We start from the raw sequence: 16,835 nt of genomic DNA, 5'->3' as shown, positions 1-16,835 counted from the left end.
TTAGGTCTCCCCGACCAGCTCGGCCAGGTATACAACTCAGTAAACCATGTGCTGGAACTCTGCAGGTGGCTGTGCGAACTGCGAGTATGGCGGCCGCGGCGGTGGAACCATACGCCTGTGACGTGTACGGCCTGCGGCACCGAACTGTCGCCGACCGCCAAGTTCTGCAGCGAGTGTGGAGCGGCGGTGTCGCCTGTGACGAAGCCTGCCGAGTACAAACAGGTGACCGTCCTGTTCGCCGACGTCGTGCATTCGATGGACATCGCCGCGACGGTCGGTCCGGAGCGGCTGCGCGAGATCATGGCGGAGCTCTTTGATCGGTCGGTGGCCGTGGTGAAACGGTACGGCGGAACGGTCGACAAATTTACCGGCGACGGGATCATGGCGGTATTCGGCGCGCCGATTGCGTTGGAGGACCACGCTCTTCGAGCATGCATGGCGGCGTTGGAGATTCAATCCGAAACTGCGATTTTGGCCGTCGAGGTTGCCCAGCGTGACCGTACTGAACTCCGGTTGCGGATCGGGCTGAACTCCGGACAGGTGATCGCGGGCGAGATCGGCTCGACCGCAGCCAATTACACCGCGATCGGTGAGCAGGTCGGCCTGGCGCAGCGGATGGAGGCCGCGGCGCCGCCAGATGGCGTGATGTTGAGTGAATCGACAGCGCGGCTGGTTGAGAACATCGTCGTCCTCGAGAAGCCGGAACTGGTTCAGATCAAGGGGGCCGACGCTCCAGTGCGGGCGAGACGGTTGCTGGCAATCGGCGAGCACCACGCCCGCCGGCGCAGCGACTCCCCGCTGGTCGGCCGGACATGGGAACTGAACACCGTCGGGGCGCTACTCGACGAGGCTGTTGGCGGTGCGGGGAGCGTCGTCGCCGTCGTGGGTGCGCCGGGGATCGGTAAGAGCAGATTGATTCGTGAAGCCGTCGCCGTTGCGGAAAGCCGCGGTGTGCCGGTGTACGCCGCATACTGCGAATCCCACACCGCCGACATCCCTTTCCAAGCGGTGGCAAGGCTACTGCGTGCAACCACCGGCACCGTCGGCATGGCTCCCGACCGAGTCCGGGAACAGATCCGAGCCAGGCTGCCGAAAGCCAGCCCCGAAGATCTGCTGCTCATCGACGACCTGTTGGGCATCGGCGACTCGGCAACAGCCAGACCCGATATCGGACCCGACGCGCGGCGTCGGCGCTTGACAGCACTGATCAACGGAGCCGCCCTCGCACTGACGTCGCCGACTGTCGTCATCGTCGAAGATGTTCACTGGATCGACACCGCAAGCGAGTCGATGCTGGTTGACTTCATGGCAGTCATTCCGCAGGTGCCATCCTTGATGCTGATCACCTACCGCCCGGAATATCGCGGTGCTTTGAGCCACGTGTCGGGTGCACAGACAATCGCGTTGCGGCCGCTGAGCGACGCGGACACAACGCAATTGACGAACGGTCTGGTCGGGGCAGATCCATCGCTTCGCACGCTCGTCGACCGCGTGGTGGCTCGGTCGGCCGGCAACCCATTCTTCGCCGAAGAGATCGTGCGTGACCTGGCCGAGCGGGAAGTCCTAGACGGCGAGCCCGGCGCGTACGTGCTCCGGGGCGCGGTCGACAACGTCGACGTGCCTGCCAACTTGCAGTCGACGATCGGCGCGCGCATCGACCGTCTGCCCTCCGCTGCGAAGAAGACGTTGTACGCGGCATCGGTCATCGGGCTGCGGTTCGACACCGATCTACTGAACAGGCTTGTCGGCGAGGCGCAGATCGCCCCGCTGGTAGCGGCCGAACTCGTCGACCAAGTGGCGTTCACCGAGCCCGCGGAGTACGCGTTCAGGCATCCGCTGACCCGAACAGTCGCATACGAATCACAGCTCAGATCAGAACGCGGCCAACTCCATCGAACACTCGCCCGTGCGATCGAGGCGCGCGGTGCCGTCGACGAGAACGCAGCGTCGATCGCCCAGCACATGGAGGCGGCAGGAGATCTGCACGCGGCGTTCGATTGGCACATGCGTGCCGCGACGTGGTTCACGTTCCGGAACTTCGCTGCGGCTCAGTCAAGTTGGCTGCGGGCACGACAGGTCGCGGATCAACTTCCGGATGATGATCGCGACAAGCTGTCGATGCGCATATCGGCGCGTGCACATCTCTGCGCACAGGAGTACCGCAGTCGCAGCGGCCACGCGGACAATGCGTTCGCTGAACTCAAGGAATTGTGTGAAGCGGCGGGCGATAAGCGCTCGCTGGCAATAGGACTGGCGGGGTTATCGCTGGCCAGGAACATGGACCTCGGCCCACGCCCGGCATCCGGACTTGTCGCGGAGCTCATCGAAATACTGGATGAGATCGACGACCCGCAATTGACGGTGTCTCTATCGGTTGCGCCGCTCACCGCCAGTATCCAAGCCGGCAAGATAGCGATCGCCATGCAACTGGCTCAGCGCGTCATCGACATGACCGGCGGCCAGCCATGTCTCGGCGAGCTGATCACGATATCGCCGGTCGCCTCCGCTTTCTCCGTTCGCGGTATTGCCCGTTGGAGCAGGGGATCGCCAGGGTGGCGGGAGGATTTCGATCGGGCCCTGAATGTAGTGGCTGCTGTCGCGCCCGCATTCCGGTCAGGCACCTTCTGGCACGTGTATCTGTACGCGGTGCCGAACGGCGTGCTCACAGTCACGCCGAGCATTGTCGATGAAGCAGCTGAAATCTACACGGGCGGTCAGCAGTTCGGTGAACAGATAACGATTGACCTCGCGAAGACTGCGCTCGGAATTTCGCTCGTCTACCAACGAGGTGGCGACCGAGAGGCCGGCGCGCAGCTTCTGGGCGAGCTCCATGACGACGCTCGGCAGAGGGGCATCATGATGCCGCAGAACGTGCCGCTGATCGACATCCACGTCGCGCGCGAGCGCGCTCGCTGCGGCGACATCGATGGTTCCATCGAATTGGCCCGGACCGCGCGCGCCGAGTACTTGCGTTCGGGCGACTTCATGTGGTTCGGCGTGGTCTGCGCGACCCTCGTGGAACTGCTGCTGCGCCGCGGCACTGCGGCCGATCGCAGCGAGGCGCAAGAAGTGACGGACGGGCTGGCGGCCGTGCTCACCGAGCCCGGCGTCGTCATTTACGAGATCTGGCTGCTGCGGATGCGCGCCCTGCTGGCGCAGGCCGACGGCGACGAAGCCACCTATCGCGACCAGCGCGACCGCTACCGCAAGAGGGCTGCCGACCTCGGCTTTGAAGGTCATATGGCCTGGGCCGCAGAGATGGTGCGACCTACCAACCAGTAGGTTGACCTAGTGAACTTTGTTCCTCTACGGTCGAAAATGGACCTTTGTGGGGAGAACCCACCCAAAACCTTCGAAGGAGAAGTGTCATGGCTGAAGCCGTCATCGTCGAAGCTGTGCGGTCGCCGATCGGCAAGCGCAACGGCGGTCTGTCCGGGGTGCACCCGGCCGAACTGTCCGCCCAGGTTCTCAATGGCTTGGTCGAGCGCACCGGCATCGACCCGGGCATCGTCGACGACGTCATCTGGGGCTGCGTCATGCAGGCCGGCGAGCAGGCGCTCGACATCGGCCGCACCGCCCTGCTCACCGCCGGCTGGCCCGAGAGCGTCGCCGGCGTGACCGTCGACCGGCAGTGCGGTTCCAGCCAGCAGTCGATCCACTTCGCGGCCGCCGGTGTGGTGGCCGGACACTACGACGTCGTCGTCGCCGGCGGCGTGGAATCGATGTCGCGTACCCCGATGGGCGCCTCGCTGGCGGGCGGCGGCAACCCGTATCCGCAGGGGTTCAAGGATCGCTACAGCAGGACGCCGAACCAGGGCATCGGCGCCGAGATGATCGCCGAGCAGTGGGGCTTCGACCGCACGACGGTCGACGAGTTCTCGCTCGGCTCCCATGAGAAGGCCGCCGCCGCACAGGATTCGGGCGCATTCGACGACCAGATCGTCGCGATCAAGGCCGTCGGAGACGGCACTGAGACAAGTACGGTGCTCAAGGACGAGGGCATCCGCCGCGGCACCACCATCGAAAAGATGGCCACGCTCAAGCCGGCGTTCAAAGAGGACGGCGTCATCCACGCGGGCAACTCGTCGCAGATCTCCGACGGGGCTGCCGCACTGCTGTTCATGTCGGCAGAGAAGGCAAAGTCGCTGGGGCTCAAGCCCATCGCCAAGGTCCACACCGCCACTCTCGCCGGCGCCGATCCGGTGATCATGCTGACCGCGCCGATCCCCGCCACGCAGAAGGCACTGAAGAAGTCCGGGCTGAAGCTCGAGGACATCGGCGTGTTCGAGGTAAACGAGGCGTTCGCCCCCGTGCCGCTGGCCTGGCTGAAGGACATCGGCGCCGACGAGAAGAAGCTCAACCCCAACGGCGGTGCCATCGCGCTGGGCCACCCGCTCGGCGGTTCGGGCGCCCGCATCATGACCACGATGCTGTACCACATGCGCGACAAGGGAATTCAGTACGGATTGCAGACGATGTGTGAGGGCGGCGGCCAGGCCAACGCCACCATCGTCGAACTGTTGTGACCCAAGACGTGGCCGTCCCCGCCGCCCTCACCGAGCGGCGGGGCAACGTCATGGTCATCACGCTGAACCGGCCCGAGGCGCGTAACGCCGTCAACAGTGCGCTGAGCACCGCGGTCGGCGACGCGCTGCAGGAGGCGCAGGACGACGCCGACGTACGCGCCGTTGTCATCACCGGCGTCGGTGAATCCTTCTGTGCAGGAGCCGATCTCAAGGCCATATCGCGCAGGGAGAGCTTGTTTCACCCCGACCACGCCGACTGGGGTTTCGCCGGGTATGTCCACCACTACATCGACAAGCCGACCATCGCAGCCGTCAACGGCACCGCGCTCGGCGGCGGCACCGAGCTGGCACTGGCCAGCGATTTGGTGGTGGCCGAGGAGCGGGCGAAGTTCGGCCTGCCGGAGGTGAAGCGCGGCCTCATCGCCGCGGCGGGTGGCGTCTTCCGCATCGTCGACCATCTCCCGCGCAAGGTGGCGATGGAACTGTTGCTCACCGGCGAGCCGATGAGTTCGGCCGACGCGCTGAAGTGGGGCCTGATCAATCAGGTCGTGCCCGACGGCACGGCCGTCGATGCCGCGCTAGCGCTCGCCGAACGCATCACCGTCAACGCGCCGCTGGCCGTGTGGGCCAGCAAGCGGGTTGCGATGGGTGTCGACGACGGCGTGATCGTCGGCGACGAACCCGGCTGGGCCAGGACCATGCGCGAGATCAGTGCGGTGATCCGCAGCGAGGACGCCAAGGAAGGACCGCTCGCGTTCGCCGAGAAACGCCAGCCCGTCTGGAAGGCCAGGTAGCCGCTAGCCGGCAGGCGCCTCAGCGCCCGGGACAGGCGCGGCGGCCTTGGGCGTCGACGAGGTCGTCGTCGCGGTGGTCGTAGACGACCCGCTCGTCGTCGGCTGAATCGGCTCCGGCGCTGACGCCGGGTCGAGCACCTTGTCGATGATGTAGATCCGCGCGTTCTTGGCCTGGATGCCCCCGCAGATCAGCTTCGCGGTCCCGTTGACCTTGATGTCGCCGTTCTTGCCGTCGACCTTGATCTCGGCGCCTTCCTGCGTCGGACGCTGCCCGTGCACGTCCTCCGGGCCGAGCAGACCCAGGAACACGTGGTAGTAGTCCAGGCGAGTCAGCGCGGCGGGGTCGGCCTTCAGCGCATCAAGCTGGCCGGGCTCGAGTTCCTCGAACGCCTCGTTGCTCGGCGCGAAGACCACGTACGGCCCGTTGTCCAGCACCAAGGTGATGTTCACCGCGGGGTTCAGCCCGCCGGACACCGCGGCGCTGAATGTGCTGATGTCGGGGATGCTGGCCAGCGCCTTGCTGACCGGGACGTCGTTGAGGCCCTTCCAGTCAGGCACCGCCTTCTTGAACGGGTCGCAGTTGCCCTGCGGGTCAGGGATCTCCGCCTGCGCGGTCGAAGTGGTCGTCGGCGTCGGGTCGGCGTAGGCGTTCACCGCCAGCGGCACCGATGCCGCGATCGCAGCGAACGCCGCCGCGACACCCGTCGCCTTGCTGGTGCGGTTCTTCACTATCGGCTCCTCAGCTCGTCAGTCGCTAGGCATGTTAGGGGCACTGACGAGCCAATGCCAAAGCCAGTGCCTGCAAGATCTCCCGCTACATGGCCGCTGACCTGCGATTTGCCTGCTCCCTGGGAGGTGCTGTCAGGGAGCCTGACCGGCCGCGCGAACGTTCCGACGACGCGCTCATCGGTATCGGCGCCATGATCCTCAACGGCGCGCGCCGAGGTGCACCGCCGGCTGATCGATCTGCACCGCAGCGCCCACGACCATGGCCGCGATTCCGCGCGACCGAGCGCGGGTAACACCCTACGGTGAAATCGATGCGAATCCTGGTCACCGGGGCTACAGGCTATGTCGGATCTCGACTGGTCACCGAATTGCTCTCCCAAGGCCACCACGTCGTCGCCACGTCGCGCAAGGTCGACCGGCTGACCGCATTCGGGTGGTACGGCGAAGTAACCGCGGTCGCACTGGACGCACACGATCCCGCGTCGGCCGCAACGGCATTCTCCGAGGCGGGCCCCGTCGACGTCGTGTATTACCTGGTGCACGGCATCGGCCAACCCGATTTTCGAGACGCCGACAACGCGGCCGCCACCAACGTCGCCGAGGCGGCCAAGGCGGCCGGCGTGCGCCGGATCGTCTACCTCGGCGGCTTCGTGCCTGAGGAAGGCGATCTCTCGGAACACCTGACCAGCCGCGCGGAGGTCGCCGAAGCGCTGAGCATCGACGGCGGGCCCGAGGTGGTGTGGCTGGGCGCGGCGATGATCATCGGCGCGGGCTCCACCTCGTTCGAGATGCTGCGGTACGTCGGTGACCGCTTCCTGGTGATCCCGTCTCCGGCGTGGATGGACAACCCGATGGACCCGATCTCCATCCGCGACGTTCTCTACTACCTGGCCGCCGCCGCCGACGAGAACCAGGTGCCGGCCGGCGCCTATGACATCTCCGGGGACGAGTCGACCACTTACCGCGACCTATTGGCCGCATATGGCCGCGCAACGGGTAGGCGGCGGGCTAGTGTGCCGATTCGTGGCGTGGATACCAGCGTGGTGTCGATGGTGACGTCGGTCGTGCTGCCCGTGCCGGGGGGACTCGCCTCCGATCTCGTTGAGTCGCTTGACCATCCGATGAGCGCGTCCGACGGCCTGCGCGACGTGGTAGCCGATCCCCCGGGCGGGCTGGTCGGCATTGACGAGGCGATCAAGCGGTCACTGTCCAACGGACGTCCCCGACCCGTCAACGAACTGGTCGACCCCCATCACCTCGCCGACACCGACCCGGTGTGGGCCGGCGGTGACACGCATCGCATCCGGCAACTCGCCACGGCGGTGACGCCGCCGGTCGCCAGGCCCGCCCTCGGACTTCTCAATGCCCTACCCGGACCCGTCGCCGCAGCGCTGCGGACCGGGCTCGACAGCCTCATCGACCTCATACCGAAAGAACACCCGGCATGACAGAACCGAGCACGACGACGCAACCGAGCCCGCAGACGCGCCCGTCGTTCCTGCAGGAGGCCAAAGCCAACCTCACCCGCGTGCCCGTCCCGTACCACGAACCACCGGCGGTGGTATTGCGTCGCCGCATCGCGGTCGCGGTCGTGGTGGTGATAGGCGCTGCGGTGCTTGGCTATTCGTTGAGTCGCCCGCCGGGTGACTCGTCGTTCTACGGGCTGACGTTCGCGCTGGCCGGGGTATGGGTGCTGGGGGCGCTGGCATCACGGCCGCTGCATCTCGGGCACGTCCGGTTCTTCGGGCGCAATCAACGTCCCGTGATCACCGGCACACTCATCGGTCTGGCTCTCGGCGGCGCCTTCGTGGTGGGCGGCTTAGCCGCCCGGGAGATCCCGGCGCTCCGGGATTACGCCGCCGACGTGCTCGAGTTCGCCAACCACGGCAGCCTGCCGTTGGTCGCACTGATCACCGTCATCAACGGCCTCGCCGAGGAGCTCTTCTTCCGCGGAGCGTTGTACTCGGCGCTCGAAAAGCACCACCCAGCAATCATTTCGACGATCGTGTACATCATCGTGATCGGCGTATCGACGCTGAACCCCATGCTGACGTTCGCCGCCCTCGTGCTGGGGGCGGTGTGCGCATTCGAACGGCGAGCCACCGGGGGAGTACTCGCACCGATCCTCACCCACATGGTGTGGGGGCTGATCATGGTGCTGGTGCTGCCCGGTCTGTTCGGCGTCTAGCGCATCGGGTTGGCCACTTCGTCCTGACGCATCCGCGCAGCACGGATCGCAATGGCGGCGAACACGATTGGCGCCAGGCCCGCCACCAAGAAGATCGTCTCCATCGAGACGATCCTCGACAGCGGGCCGACGATCGCGAACGACACCGGCATGAACGCCAGCGACACGAAGAAGTCGAGGCTCGATACCCGACCCAGCATCTCGGTGGGAACCCGCCGCTGCAGCAGCGTGCCCCAGATGACCATGCCCGCACCGTCAGTGACGCCGATGACGAACGTCGCCACCGCCATCAGCAGGAACGACGAGGTGACGCCGACGATCACCAGCGGGATCGAACCGAGGCTCCACATCGCCATCATCACCGTGAGATAGCGTCGGGGCAGCCGCCTCGATGACACCGCGAGCGCCCCCAATGCGCTGCCTACCCCGAAGAACGCCAGGATGAAGCCGTAGGTCCTGGCGCCGTCGGCGAACCGGGCTGTGGCGATGAACGGCAGCAGCACCTCGATCGGGCCCAGCACCACCAGCACGAACATGCTCGCGAACAGCAGCGTCCACAGCAGCCACGGCGTGCGCAGCATGAAGACGAAACCGTCGCGCAGATCTCGCGCCATGTGTGGGCGTTCACGTTCATACAAGGGTTTTCGTCGCCGGCCTGGTGGCCACCAGCAACAGCAGGCCGACGGCGAACAACGCCGCGACGGCGGCCGAGCCCAGTGCCGGGAAGGTCGCGCCCACCAGCATGCCTGCGATCGCGGGTCCGACGGCGCGCTGGAAGACCGGGCGGACGACGCCTTCGACCCCGTTGGCGGCCAGAAGTTGGTCAGCCGGCAGGATCCTGGGCAAGATCGCGCTGTAGGCGGGGAAGAAGAACGCCGCCGCGATCCCGAGCGCTGCGGCCGCTACTGCCATGTGCCAAATTTGCAGCACCCCAATGAATCCCAACACCGCGACGGCGGTGACGACGATGGTGTTGACGGCCTCGACGGCGATGATGATCCTGCGCTGGTCAATCCGATCGGCGGCCAGGCCGCCGATGAGCAGGAACGCCACCAGCCCGGTGCCCAGGCAGGTCGCGACCAGCGACAGTGCTGTGGGATCGTTGCCCAGCTCGATGACCTGCAACGCCATAACGACGGCCCACATGCCTTCGGCGAAGATCGACAGCGACACCGCGGCGATCAAAAGTCGGTATTCCCGCGAGGCGAACGGTGCGAGCACACGCCAGCGGTCGGCGGTCACGACCGGCTGTTGAATCTCGAATTGCGTGCTCACGCAATCGATGGTCGCCGACCGGTCACGGCGGCGTCCACCGATTTTCCGTCGCCGAGATCGGCGTCGGCGAGAAGGTCAGGAGTCGGTGAAGTGAGCCGGACGACGTTCCTGGAACGCCTTGATGCCCTCGCGGTAATCAGTGCCGCGCAGTAGCGCAGCCTGGCCGGTGTGCTCGCGCTGCAGCGCCGCCTCGAGTTCGGTCAGCGTCGCGGCGTTGATGGCGTCCTTGGTCTTGGCCAACGCGACGGCGGGACCATGCGCCAGCGTCGCGATCACCTTGTCGACCTCGGCGTCGAGTTCCCCGGCGGGATAGACCGCGGTCACCAGGCCCGCCTGGAATGCCTCTTCGGCGTGGATCTTGTCCGCCAACAGCGCCATTCGCATGGCGCGGATCCGGCCGACGGCCGCGGCGACCAACGCCGAGGCGCCGCCGTCGGGCATCAGGCCGATCTTGGTGAACGCGAGCATGAAATAGCCCTTGTCTGAGGCGAGTACGACATCGCAGGCCAGCGCCAGCGACGCGCCCACCCCGGCAGCCGGTCCTTGCACGACCGCGACGACCGGACGCGGCAGCGCGACGATCGACCGGATCGCCCGGTTGGCGGCGTCGAGCACCGTCAGCCCGCCGGCCTTCTGCGCTTGGTCCTCTGCGCTGATGCCGGCACCGGAGCTGAAGCCGCGGCCGGCCCCGGCCAGCCGCACCACCTTGACCTGCGGGTCGGCCGCCGCCCGCTCGAGCGCGTCGGCGATGCCGTTGAGCATCCTCGCGGTCAACGAGTTCAGGCTGTCGGGCCGGTTCAGGGTCAGCGACAGGATCCCGTCGCCGAAACTCACCTCCAGCCCGTCGACGCTCACATATGCGCTGGAATCGGTGGAAGTCATCGAGTGAACCTTAGATTGGGTGAGCCCACGCGGACCCGCGGCTGGTCCACTTGGTTATACAAGTAAGCTATGTCGCGGTCAACTACGGGAGGCGGGTCTTCAATGGCGGGACCACTGCAAGGATTGCGAATCGTCGAACTGGCCGGTATCGGCCCCGGACCGCACGCGGCGATGATCCTCGCCGATCTTGGTGCTGACGTGGTACGCGTCGAACGACCCGGCGGCACCGGCGGCGTGCCGAAGGGCAGCCACGAAGCCATGAACCGCAACCGGCGGTCGGTGGCTGCCAACCTGAAGACCGACGAGGGCCGCGACCAGGTGCTGGCGCTGGTAGCCAAGGCCGACGTGCTGATCGAGGGCTACCGACCCGGCGTCACCGAGCGGCTCGGGTTGGGACCGAATGACTGCGCGAAGGTCAACGAGCGGTTGGTGTACGCGCGGATGACCGGCTGGGGCCAAACCGGGCCGCGGGCCCAGCAGGCCGGCCACGACATCAACTACATCTCGCTCAATGGCCTGCTGCATTCCATCGGCCACCAGGGCGGGCGTCCGGTCCCGCCGCTCAACCTCACCGGCGACTTCGGTGGCGGCTCCATGTTCCTGATCGTCGGCATCCTCGCCGCGCTGTGGGAGCGGCAGACCTCCGGCAAGGGCCAGGTTGTCGACGCGGCGATGGTCGACGGCTCCAACATCTTGATGACGATGATGTGGGGCATGCGGGCCGGCGGGCTGTGGTCCGACGAACGCGGCACCAACATGCTCGACAGCGGGGCGCCGTACTACGACACCTACGAGTGCGCCGACGGCGGCTACATGGCGATCGGCTCGATCGAACCGCAGTTCTACGCGGAGCTGCTGAAGGGCCTCGGTCTCGACGGCGAAGACCTGCCCGCCCAGCAGGACATCAGCCGCTGGCCGGAACTGCGCGCCCGGATCGCCGAGGTTTTCAAGTCGAAAGATCGCGACCACTGGGCCAAGGTGTTCGCCGACTCCGACGCCTGCGCGACCCCTGTGCTGTCGTTCGCCGAAGTGCAAAACGAACCCCACAACACCGAACGCGACACGTTCTATCTCGACGGCGACGCGCTGTTGCCGTCTCCCGCGCCACGGTTCTCCCGCAGCGTGCCGTCCACTCCACGGCCGCTGGGCGAGCCGGGCACGGACATCGAAACCGTTCTGCGCGACTGGAAATAGGAAAGTCATCTTCGCGAACAGACGCAAAAGCATCGCGACACGCCGCCAAGCGTGTGCATTTGCGTCTGCTCGCCGATGAAAACCGACAGGAAGGATTGCATCACGTGGAGATCAAGGACGCCGTAGCCGTCGTCACCGGAGGAGCTTCCGGTCTCGGACTGGCGACCACCAAGCGGCTGCTGGACCGCGGCGCGTCGGTGGTGGTCATCGACCTCAAGGGCGAGGACGCGGTGAAAGAACTCGGCGACCGCGCCCAGTTCGTCGAGGCCAACGTCACCGACCCCGAAGCCGTCGGCGCGGCTCTCGACGCCGCCGAGAAGATCGGGCCGCTGCGCATCAACGTCAACTGCGCCGGCATCGGCAACGCGATCAAGACGCTGAGCAAGGACGGCCCGTTCCCGCTCGACGGGTTCAAGAAGGTCATCGAGGTCAACCTGATCGGCACCTTCAACGTGCTGCGGCTGAGCGCGGAGCGGATCGCCAAGCAAGAGCCGATCAACGGCGAGCGCGGCGTCATCATCAACACCGCCTCGGTGGCGGCGTTCGAGGGCCAGATCGGGCAGGCTGCGTACTCGGCCTCCAAGGGCGGCGTCGTCGGCATGACCTTGCCGATCGCCCGTGACCTGTCGCGCGAACTGATCCGCGTGGTGACCATCGCCCCGGGTCTGTTCAAGACGCCGCTGCTGGGCTCGCTGCCCGAGGAGGCGCAAGCCTCACTGGGCAAGCAGGTGCCGCACCCCGCACGCCTCGGAGACCCCGACGAATACGGCGCCCTGGCCGTGCACATCGTCGAGAACCCGATGCTCAACGGTGAGGTGATTCGCCTCGACGGCGCCATCAGGATGGCCCCGCGATGAGTGCCTGCGTGAAGAGAAAAGAGCATAGATGAGCATCAGAACGAAGTTCACCGAGACATTCGGGGTCGAGCACCCCGTCGTGCAGGGCGGCATGCAGTGGGTCGGCCGCGCGGAACTCGTTGCGGCCGTTGCCAATGCGGGCGCGCTGGGTTTCATCACGGCGCTGACGCAGCCGACGCCGGCCGACCTGGCCAAAGAGATCGGCAAGTGCCGTGAGCTGACCGACAAGCCGTTCGGCGTGAACCTGACGATCCTGCCGACGATCAACCCGCCGCCCTACGACGAGTACCGGCAGGTGATCGTCGAATCCGGCATCAAGATCGTCGAAACCGCGGGATCGAACCCGGCGCCGCACCTGCCGATGTTCCACGAGAACGGCATCAAGGTGCTGCACAAGTGCACGTCGGTGCGCCACGCGGTGAAGGCGCAGAGCCTCGGGGTGGACGGCATCAGCATCGACGGCTTCGAGTGCGCGGGACACCCCGGCGAGGATGATATCCCTGGGCTGGTGCTGATTCCGGCGGCGGCGGCGAAGATAGACATCCCGATGATCGCCTCCGGCGGCTTCGCCGACGGTCGCGGCCTGGTTGCCGCGCTGGCTTTGGGTGCCGACGGCATCAACATGGGCTCACGGTTCATGTGCACGGTCGAATCGGCGATCCACCAAAAGGTGAAGGAAGCGATCGTGGCGGGCACCGAGCTCGACACCGAGCTGATCTTCCGGCCGCTACGTAACACCGCGCGCGTCGCAAGCAACGCGGTGTCGCGCGAAGTGGTGGAGATTCTCAACGAGGGCGGCCAGTTCGAGGACGTCAAGGATCTGGTCGCGGGCTCACGCGGCGTGAAGGTCTATGAGATCGGCGACCTGGATGCGGGCATCTGGTCGGTGGGCACCGCGATGGGGTTGATCAACGACATCCCGACGTGTGAGGAACTGGTCGCACGCATCGTCGCCGAAGCCGAAGATCTCATCACCGAGCGGCTGGCCGACATGGTCGAGGAGTCGGCGGAAGAAAACGTCGCGTAGCGAACAGAAGAATTCCGGGAACGAAAGATCAACGAGGGCCCCGGTTGGGGCAAACTGTCTGAACGGTCAACGCGCTCGATGCGAGCGCGTTGCCTCAGACCGCGGTAGGCAGCTGCTGGTCGTCGTCGAGCTGCTCGGAGGTATCGCCCTCGACCAGGACATCGCCGTGGTAGAGCGCCTCGAAATCAACCTTGATGACATCAGCACTGGTGTCGTCGATCCACATGTCCTCGAGGCTATGGATCACTTTTAAGGATTTATTGAGTCACGATTCGGAATATCGTGGCAATTCTTACCGCCGGGTAGGTTCCGGGGTTACTGGCGAGTAGCTGAGCAGGCATTACGCCGCTGAACTGAGGTGAAGCGGATTTGTGCCGTTCAACAGCAGCCAGGTGAAGATCGCCACGGCGAACGCCAGGATGAGCAATCCGACCGCGATTTTCGGTGACCAGCGCGCCCTACCGAACACCCTGGCATCGACCGAGTACGCCCCTGCGCCGGCGAACATCAGCGACGCAGCACCGATGAAGAGCAGGTAGGGCGCGTTGAAGGGCTGCGACCAGAACGCCTGCTGCGACACGTTGACCGCCCACGCGCAGATCATGGCGCCGGCAACGGCGCATCCGGCCAGCGGCGTGAGGATTCCCAGGATCAAGCCGAGCGCGCCGGCCGTTTCGGCGGCGGTGACCATCAGCGCGGCGAGGGTGGGCAGGCGCCATCCGCCCGACTCCATGAAGCCGGTGGTGGTGCCGAAGTCGAAGACCTTGATGAGGCCGGCCTGCAGGACCGCCGCGCCGACGCCGATGCGCAGAATCAGCAACCCGACGTCGACCGGTGACGCGGACGCGGGAACAGATGTGGTGTCGGTGGTCGCCATGTCGTCGAGCCTATTGACCTGTGAGGAGCCTGTAGATGCGTTCGTCATGCACTACCGACTCCGGCCGGCGCCGTAACTCATCGCGGGCATGAACGATTCGGTCGGACGACACGTGGTTATGACAAACGACACGCGTTGACGCGGATAGGTTATCGCTGATAACTTACCGACGATATCCGCAGTCTTGACCGAAGGGACGCCCGTGCTGCAACAGATCGCTCGGATGGCCATCAAAGCCCCGAAGCGGATCATCGTCATCGCGCTGTTGGTCATGGTGGCCACGGCCATTTTCGGCATACCCGTCACGAAGAGCCTGTCCGCCGGCGGCTTCCAAGATCCGACCTCCGAGTCGGCTAAGGCGAGCCGGCTACTGGTCGACAGGTTCGGCAAGGGCGATATGGAGCTCGTCATCAGTGTCACCTCCGACGGCGGCGCGCGGAGCGCCGAGTCGCGGGCGGTCGGCATGGACATCGCCTCGCAGCTGCAGGCGTCCCCGCATATCGCCGAGGTGACTTCGGCGTGGTCCGCGCCGCAGAACGCGGCGCCGGCGCTGGTGAGCAAGGACGGCAAGACCGGGCTCATCGTCGCCAGCGTCACCGGCGGCGAAAGCGACGCGCAGAAGTACACCAAGGAGCTCACCGAACGCCTCGTGCACGACCGCGACGGCGTCACCGTGCGCGCGGGCGGTGAGGCGATGATCTATGTGCAGATCAACGGTCAGAGCGAGAAAGACCTCTTGCTCATGGAGTCCATCGCGATTCCGCTGAGCTTCGTCGTGCTGGTGTGGGTGTTCGGCGGCCTGCTCGCCGCGGCGCTGCCGTTGGCGGTGGGCGCTTTCGCGATCCTCGGGTCGATGGCCGTGCTGCACGCCATCACCTTCGTCACCGACGTGTCGATCTTCGCGCTGAACCTGAGCGTCGCGATGGGCCTTGCGCTCGCGATCGACTACACCCTGCTGATCGTCAGTCGGTACCGGGACGAGCTGACCGCCGGATCGGAACGCGACGAGGCGCTGATCCGCACCATGGCCACCGCCGGCCGCACGGTGTTGTTCTCGGCGATGACGGTCGCTCTGTCGATGGTCGCGATGGTGCTGTTCCCGATGTATTTCCTGAAGTCGTTCGCCTATGCCGGAATTGCGGTCGTCGCCTTCGCCGCCTTCGCCGCCGTCGTGGTCGCGCCCGCCGCCATTGTGCTGCTCGGCGAGCGGCTCGACTCGCTGGACGTCCGCCGCCTGCTCAGGCGGATTCTCGGCCGTCCCGAGCCGACGCCCCAGCCCGTCGAACAGAATTTTTGGTACAAGTCCACCAAATTCGTTATGCGCCGGTCGATTCCGATCGCGCTGGCGATCGTCGCGCTGTTGCTTGTGCTCGGCGCACCGTTCCTGGGCGCCAAATGGGGTTTCCCCGACGACCGCGTGCTGCCCGGCTCGCTGTCGGCACGTCAGGTCGGTGACCAGATGCGCAACGACTTTGCCGTGGACTCGGCCCGTGACGTCACCGTCGTCATTCCCGACGCCGGCGGCATCACCCCTGCAGACCTCGGCCGCTACGCCGAGGATCTCTCGCGAGTACCCGACGTCACCTCGGTGTCGTCGCCTGCGGGCACGTTCGTCGATGGGGCGCCTGCCGGGCCGCCCTCGGCGGCAACGGGTTTGAAGGACGGCAGTGCCTATCTGACCGTCGGCAGCACAGCGCCGCTGTTCTCTGACGCCTCGGAATCCCAACTCGACCGACTGCGTGCGGTAAGTCCGCCCGCGGGCAAGCCGGTGGAGTTGACCGGCGTCGCTCAGATCAACCGGGACAGTTCCACAGGAATAACCCACCGACTTCCGCTGGTGCTCGCGGTGATCGCCACGATTACGTTCGTGCTGCTGTTCCTGCTGACCGGCAGCGTGGTCCTGCCGCTGAAAGCTTTGGTGCTCAACGTGTTGTCGTTGACCGCTGCGTTCGGTGCATTGGTGTGGATCTTCCAGGAGGGCCACCTCGGGGCGTTGGGAACGACGCCTACCGGCACGCTGGTCGCGAACATGCCGGTGCTGCTCTTCTGCATCGCTTTCGGGTTGTCCATGGACTACGAGGTGTTCCTCGTCAGCCGTATCCGGGAGTACTGGCTGTCGTCGCCGGGTCGGACGCGCGCCGACAACGACGAGGCCGTGGCGCGGGGCCTGGCCCGCACCGGACGGGTGGTGACGGCGGCGGCGCTGGTGATGTCGATCTCGTTCGCCGCGCTGATGGCCGCCCAGGTGGCGTTCATGCGGATGTTCGGTGTCGGCCTGACGTTGGCGATCCTGGTCGACGCGACCTTGGTGCGAATGGCCCTGGTGCCGGCGTTCATGCACGTGCTGGGCCGCTGGAACTGGTGGTCACCGAAGCCGCTTGCCCGCCTACACCAACGGATCGGCTTCAGCGAGTCGGCCGATGACCTGGTTCCGCGTGCGGAGAGGCAGGAGCAGTCCGCAGTGTCAGTGACGGATACTGGGTGAC

Annotated in this window: 13 protein-coding genes and 1 pseudogene; 9 read left to right on the top strand and 5 right to left on the bottom strand. The window is 66.0% G+C overall.

Annotated elements, in window-relative coordinates; genetic code table 11:
• Window positions 1-117: 117 nt before the first annotated feature.
• The 3 genes from A5651_RS14035 to A5651_RS14025 all read left to right on the top strand — a co-directional run bounded on the left by A5651_RS14035 (window position 118) and on the right by A5651_RS14025 (window position 5,320).
• The gene (locus A5651_RS14035; RefSeq protein ID WP_066981472.1) at window positions 118-3,282 is read left to right on the top strand and encodes an adenylate/guanylate cyclase domain-containing protein; all 3,165 of its coding nucleotides are present in this window, start codon (window positions 118-120) and stop codon (window positions 3,280-3,282) included.
• An 86-nt stretch (window positions 3,283-3,368) separates the two neighbouring features.
• Window positions 3,369-4,526, top strand: coding sequence for a thiolase family protein (locus A5651_RS14030; protein WP_066981469.1), 1,158 nt, complete (start codon window positions 3,369-3,371; stop codon window positions 4,524-4,526).
• On the top strand, window positions 4,523-5,320 hold the full coding sequence (locus A5651_RS14025; RefSeq protein ID WP_066981465.1) for a crotonase/enoyl-CoA hydratase family protein: 798 nt from the start codon (window positions 4,523-4,525) through the stop codon (window positions 5,318-5,320). Before A5651_RS14030 ends, A5651_RS14025 begins: the two co-directional genes overlap by 4 nt.
• Window positions 5,321-5,323: 3 nt before the next feature.
• Here A5651_RS14025 and A5651_RS14020 read toward each other — a convergent pair whose 3' ends face one another.
• Complete coding sequence (locus A5651_RS14020) at window positions 5,324-6,049, bottom strand: fasciclin domain-containing protein (RefSeq protein WP_066981462.1); 726 nt, start codon at window positions 6,047-6,049, stop codon at window positions 5,324-5,326.
• A gap of 302 nt (window positions 6,050-6,351) precedes the next feature.
• Here A5651_RS14020 and A5651_RS14015 point away from each other — a divergent pair, with 302 nt between their 5' ends.
• Window positions 6,352-7,497 (top strand): NAD(P)H-binding protein, encoded by a 1,146-nt coding sequence (locus A5651_RS14015; protein WP_066981458.1) that lies wholly within the window; start codon window positions 6,352-6,354, stop codon window positions 7,495-7,497.
• Window positions 7,494-8,237 (top strand): CPBP family intramembrane glutamic endopeptidase, encoded by a 744-nt coding sequence (locus A5651_RS14010; protein ID WP_066981455.1) that lies wholly within the window; start codon window positions 7,494-7,496, stop codon window positions 8,235-8,237. Before A5651_RS14015 ends, A5651_RS14010 begins: the two co-directional genes overlap by 4 nt.
• Here A5651_RS14010 and tet(V) read toward each other — a convergent pair.
• Together tet(V) and A5651_RS14000 are read right to left on the bottom strand one after the other, a co-directional pair.
• Window positions 8,234-9,479: pseudogene (tet(V), locus tag A5651_RS14005) on the bottom strand (tetracycline efflux MFS transporter Tet(V)). The gene A5651_RS14010 and the pseudogene tet(V) sit on opposite strands and share 4 nt — an antisense overlap.
• A 108-nt stretch (window positions 9,480-9,587) precedes the next feature.
• Window positions 9,588-10,394, bottom strand: a complete 807-nt coding sequence (locus A5651_RS14000) for an enoyl-CoA hydratase (RefSeq protein ID WP_066981452.1) — start codon at window positions 10,392-10,394, stop codon at window positions 9,588-9,590.
• Window positions 10,395-10,496: 102 nt separating this feature from the next.
• On the opposite strand from A5651_RS14000, the gene A5651_RS13995 reads away from it, so the two are divergent.
• The 3 genes from A5651_RS13995 (at window position 10,497) to A5651_RS13985 (ending at window position 13,472) form a co-directional block, all read left to right on the top strand.
• Window positions 10,497-11,588, top strand: a complete 1,092-nt coding sequence (locus A5651_RS13995; RefSeq protein WP_066981448.1) for a CaiB/BaiF CoA-transferase family protein — start codon at window positions 10,497-10,499, stop codon at window positions 11,586-11,588.
• Window positions 11,589-11,692: 104 nt separating this feature from the next.
• Entirely contained in the window at window positions 11,693-12,445 is a 753-nt protein-coding gene (locus A5651_RS13990) for a 3-hydroxyacyl-CoA dehydrogenase (RefSeq protein WP_066981538.1), read from the top strand.
• Window positions 12,446-12,473: 28 nt separating this feature from the next.
• Window positions 12,474-13,472 (top strand): nitronate monooxygenase family protein, encoded by a 999-nt coding sequence (locus A5651_RS13985; protein ID WP_066981445.1) that lies wholly within the window; start codon window positions 12,474-12,476, stop codon window positions 13,470-13,472.
• 94 nt (window positions 13,473-13,566) lie between these two features.
• On the opposite strand, the gene A5651_RS26230 is transcribed toward A5651_RS13985, so the two are convergent.
• Together A5651_RS26230 and A5651_RS13980 are read right to left on the bottom strand one after the other, a co-directional pair.
• Window positions 13,567-13,698 (bottom strand): hypothetical protein, encoded by a 132-nt coding sequence (locus A5651_RS26230; protein WP_097939058.1) that lies wholly within the window; start codon window positions 13,696-13,698, stop codon window positions 13,567-13,569.
• Window positions 13,699-13,812: 114 nt separating this feature from the next.
• The gene (locus tag A5651_RS13980; RefSeq protein ID WP_066981442.1) at window positions 13,813-14,349 is read right to left on the bottom strand and encodes a DoxX family protein; all 537 of its coding nucleotides are present in this window, start codon (window positions 14,347-14,349) and stop codon (window positions 13,813-13,815) included.
• Between the two features lie 202 nt (window positions 14,350-14,551).
• Between A5651_RS13980 and A5651_RS13975 the strand changes: the two genes are divergently transcribed.
• A complete protein-coding gene (locus tag A5651_RS13975; protein WP_066981439.1) occupies window positions 14,552-16,834 on the top strand; it encodes an MMPL family transporter in 2,283 nt (760 codons plus the stop codon).
• Window position 16,835: the final 1 nt, after the last annotated feature.

Origin of the sequence: Mycobacterium sp. 1274761.0, from assembly GCF_001668615.1 — a bacterium.
In the GTDB taxonomy this organism is placed as follows: Bacteria; Actinomycetota; Actinomycetes; order Mycobacteriales; family Mycobacteriaceae; genus Mycobacterium.
Note: the sequence above shows the minus strand (reverse complement) of the source record. Positions and strands in the feature narration are given on the sequence as shown.

Coding starts and splice junctions, on each gene's coding strand:
- A5651_RS14010 (WP_066981455.1), top strand. CDS start 7,494: ATGACAGAACCGAGCACGACGACGCAACCGAGCCCGCAGACGCGCCCG.
- A5651_RS13985 (WP_066981445.1), top strand. CDS start 12,474: ATGAGCATCAGAACGAAGTTCACCGAGACATTCGGGGTCGAGCACCCC.
- A5651_RS14030 (WP_066981469.1), top strand. CDS start 3,369: ATGGCTGAAGCCGTCATCGTCGAAGCTGTGCGGTCGCCGATCGGCAAG.
- A5651_RS26230 (WP_097939058.1), bottom strand. CDS start 13,698: ATGTGGATCGACGACACCAGTGCTGATGTCATCAAGGTTGATTTCGAG.
- A5651_RS13980 (WP_066981442.1), bottom strand. CDS start 14,349: ATGGCGACCACCGACACCACATCTGTTCCCGCGTCCGCGTCACCGGTC.
- A5651_RS14000 (WP_066981452.1), bottom strand. CDS start 10,394: ATGACTTCCACCGATTCCAGCGCATATGTGAGCGTCGACGGGCTGGAG.
- A5651_RS13995 (WP_066981448.1), top strand. CDS start 10,497: ATGGCGGGACCACTGCAAGGATTGCGAATCGTCGAACTGGCCGGTATC.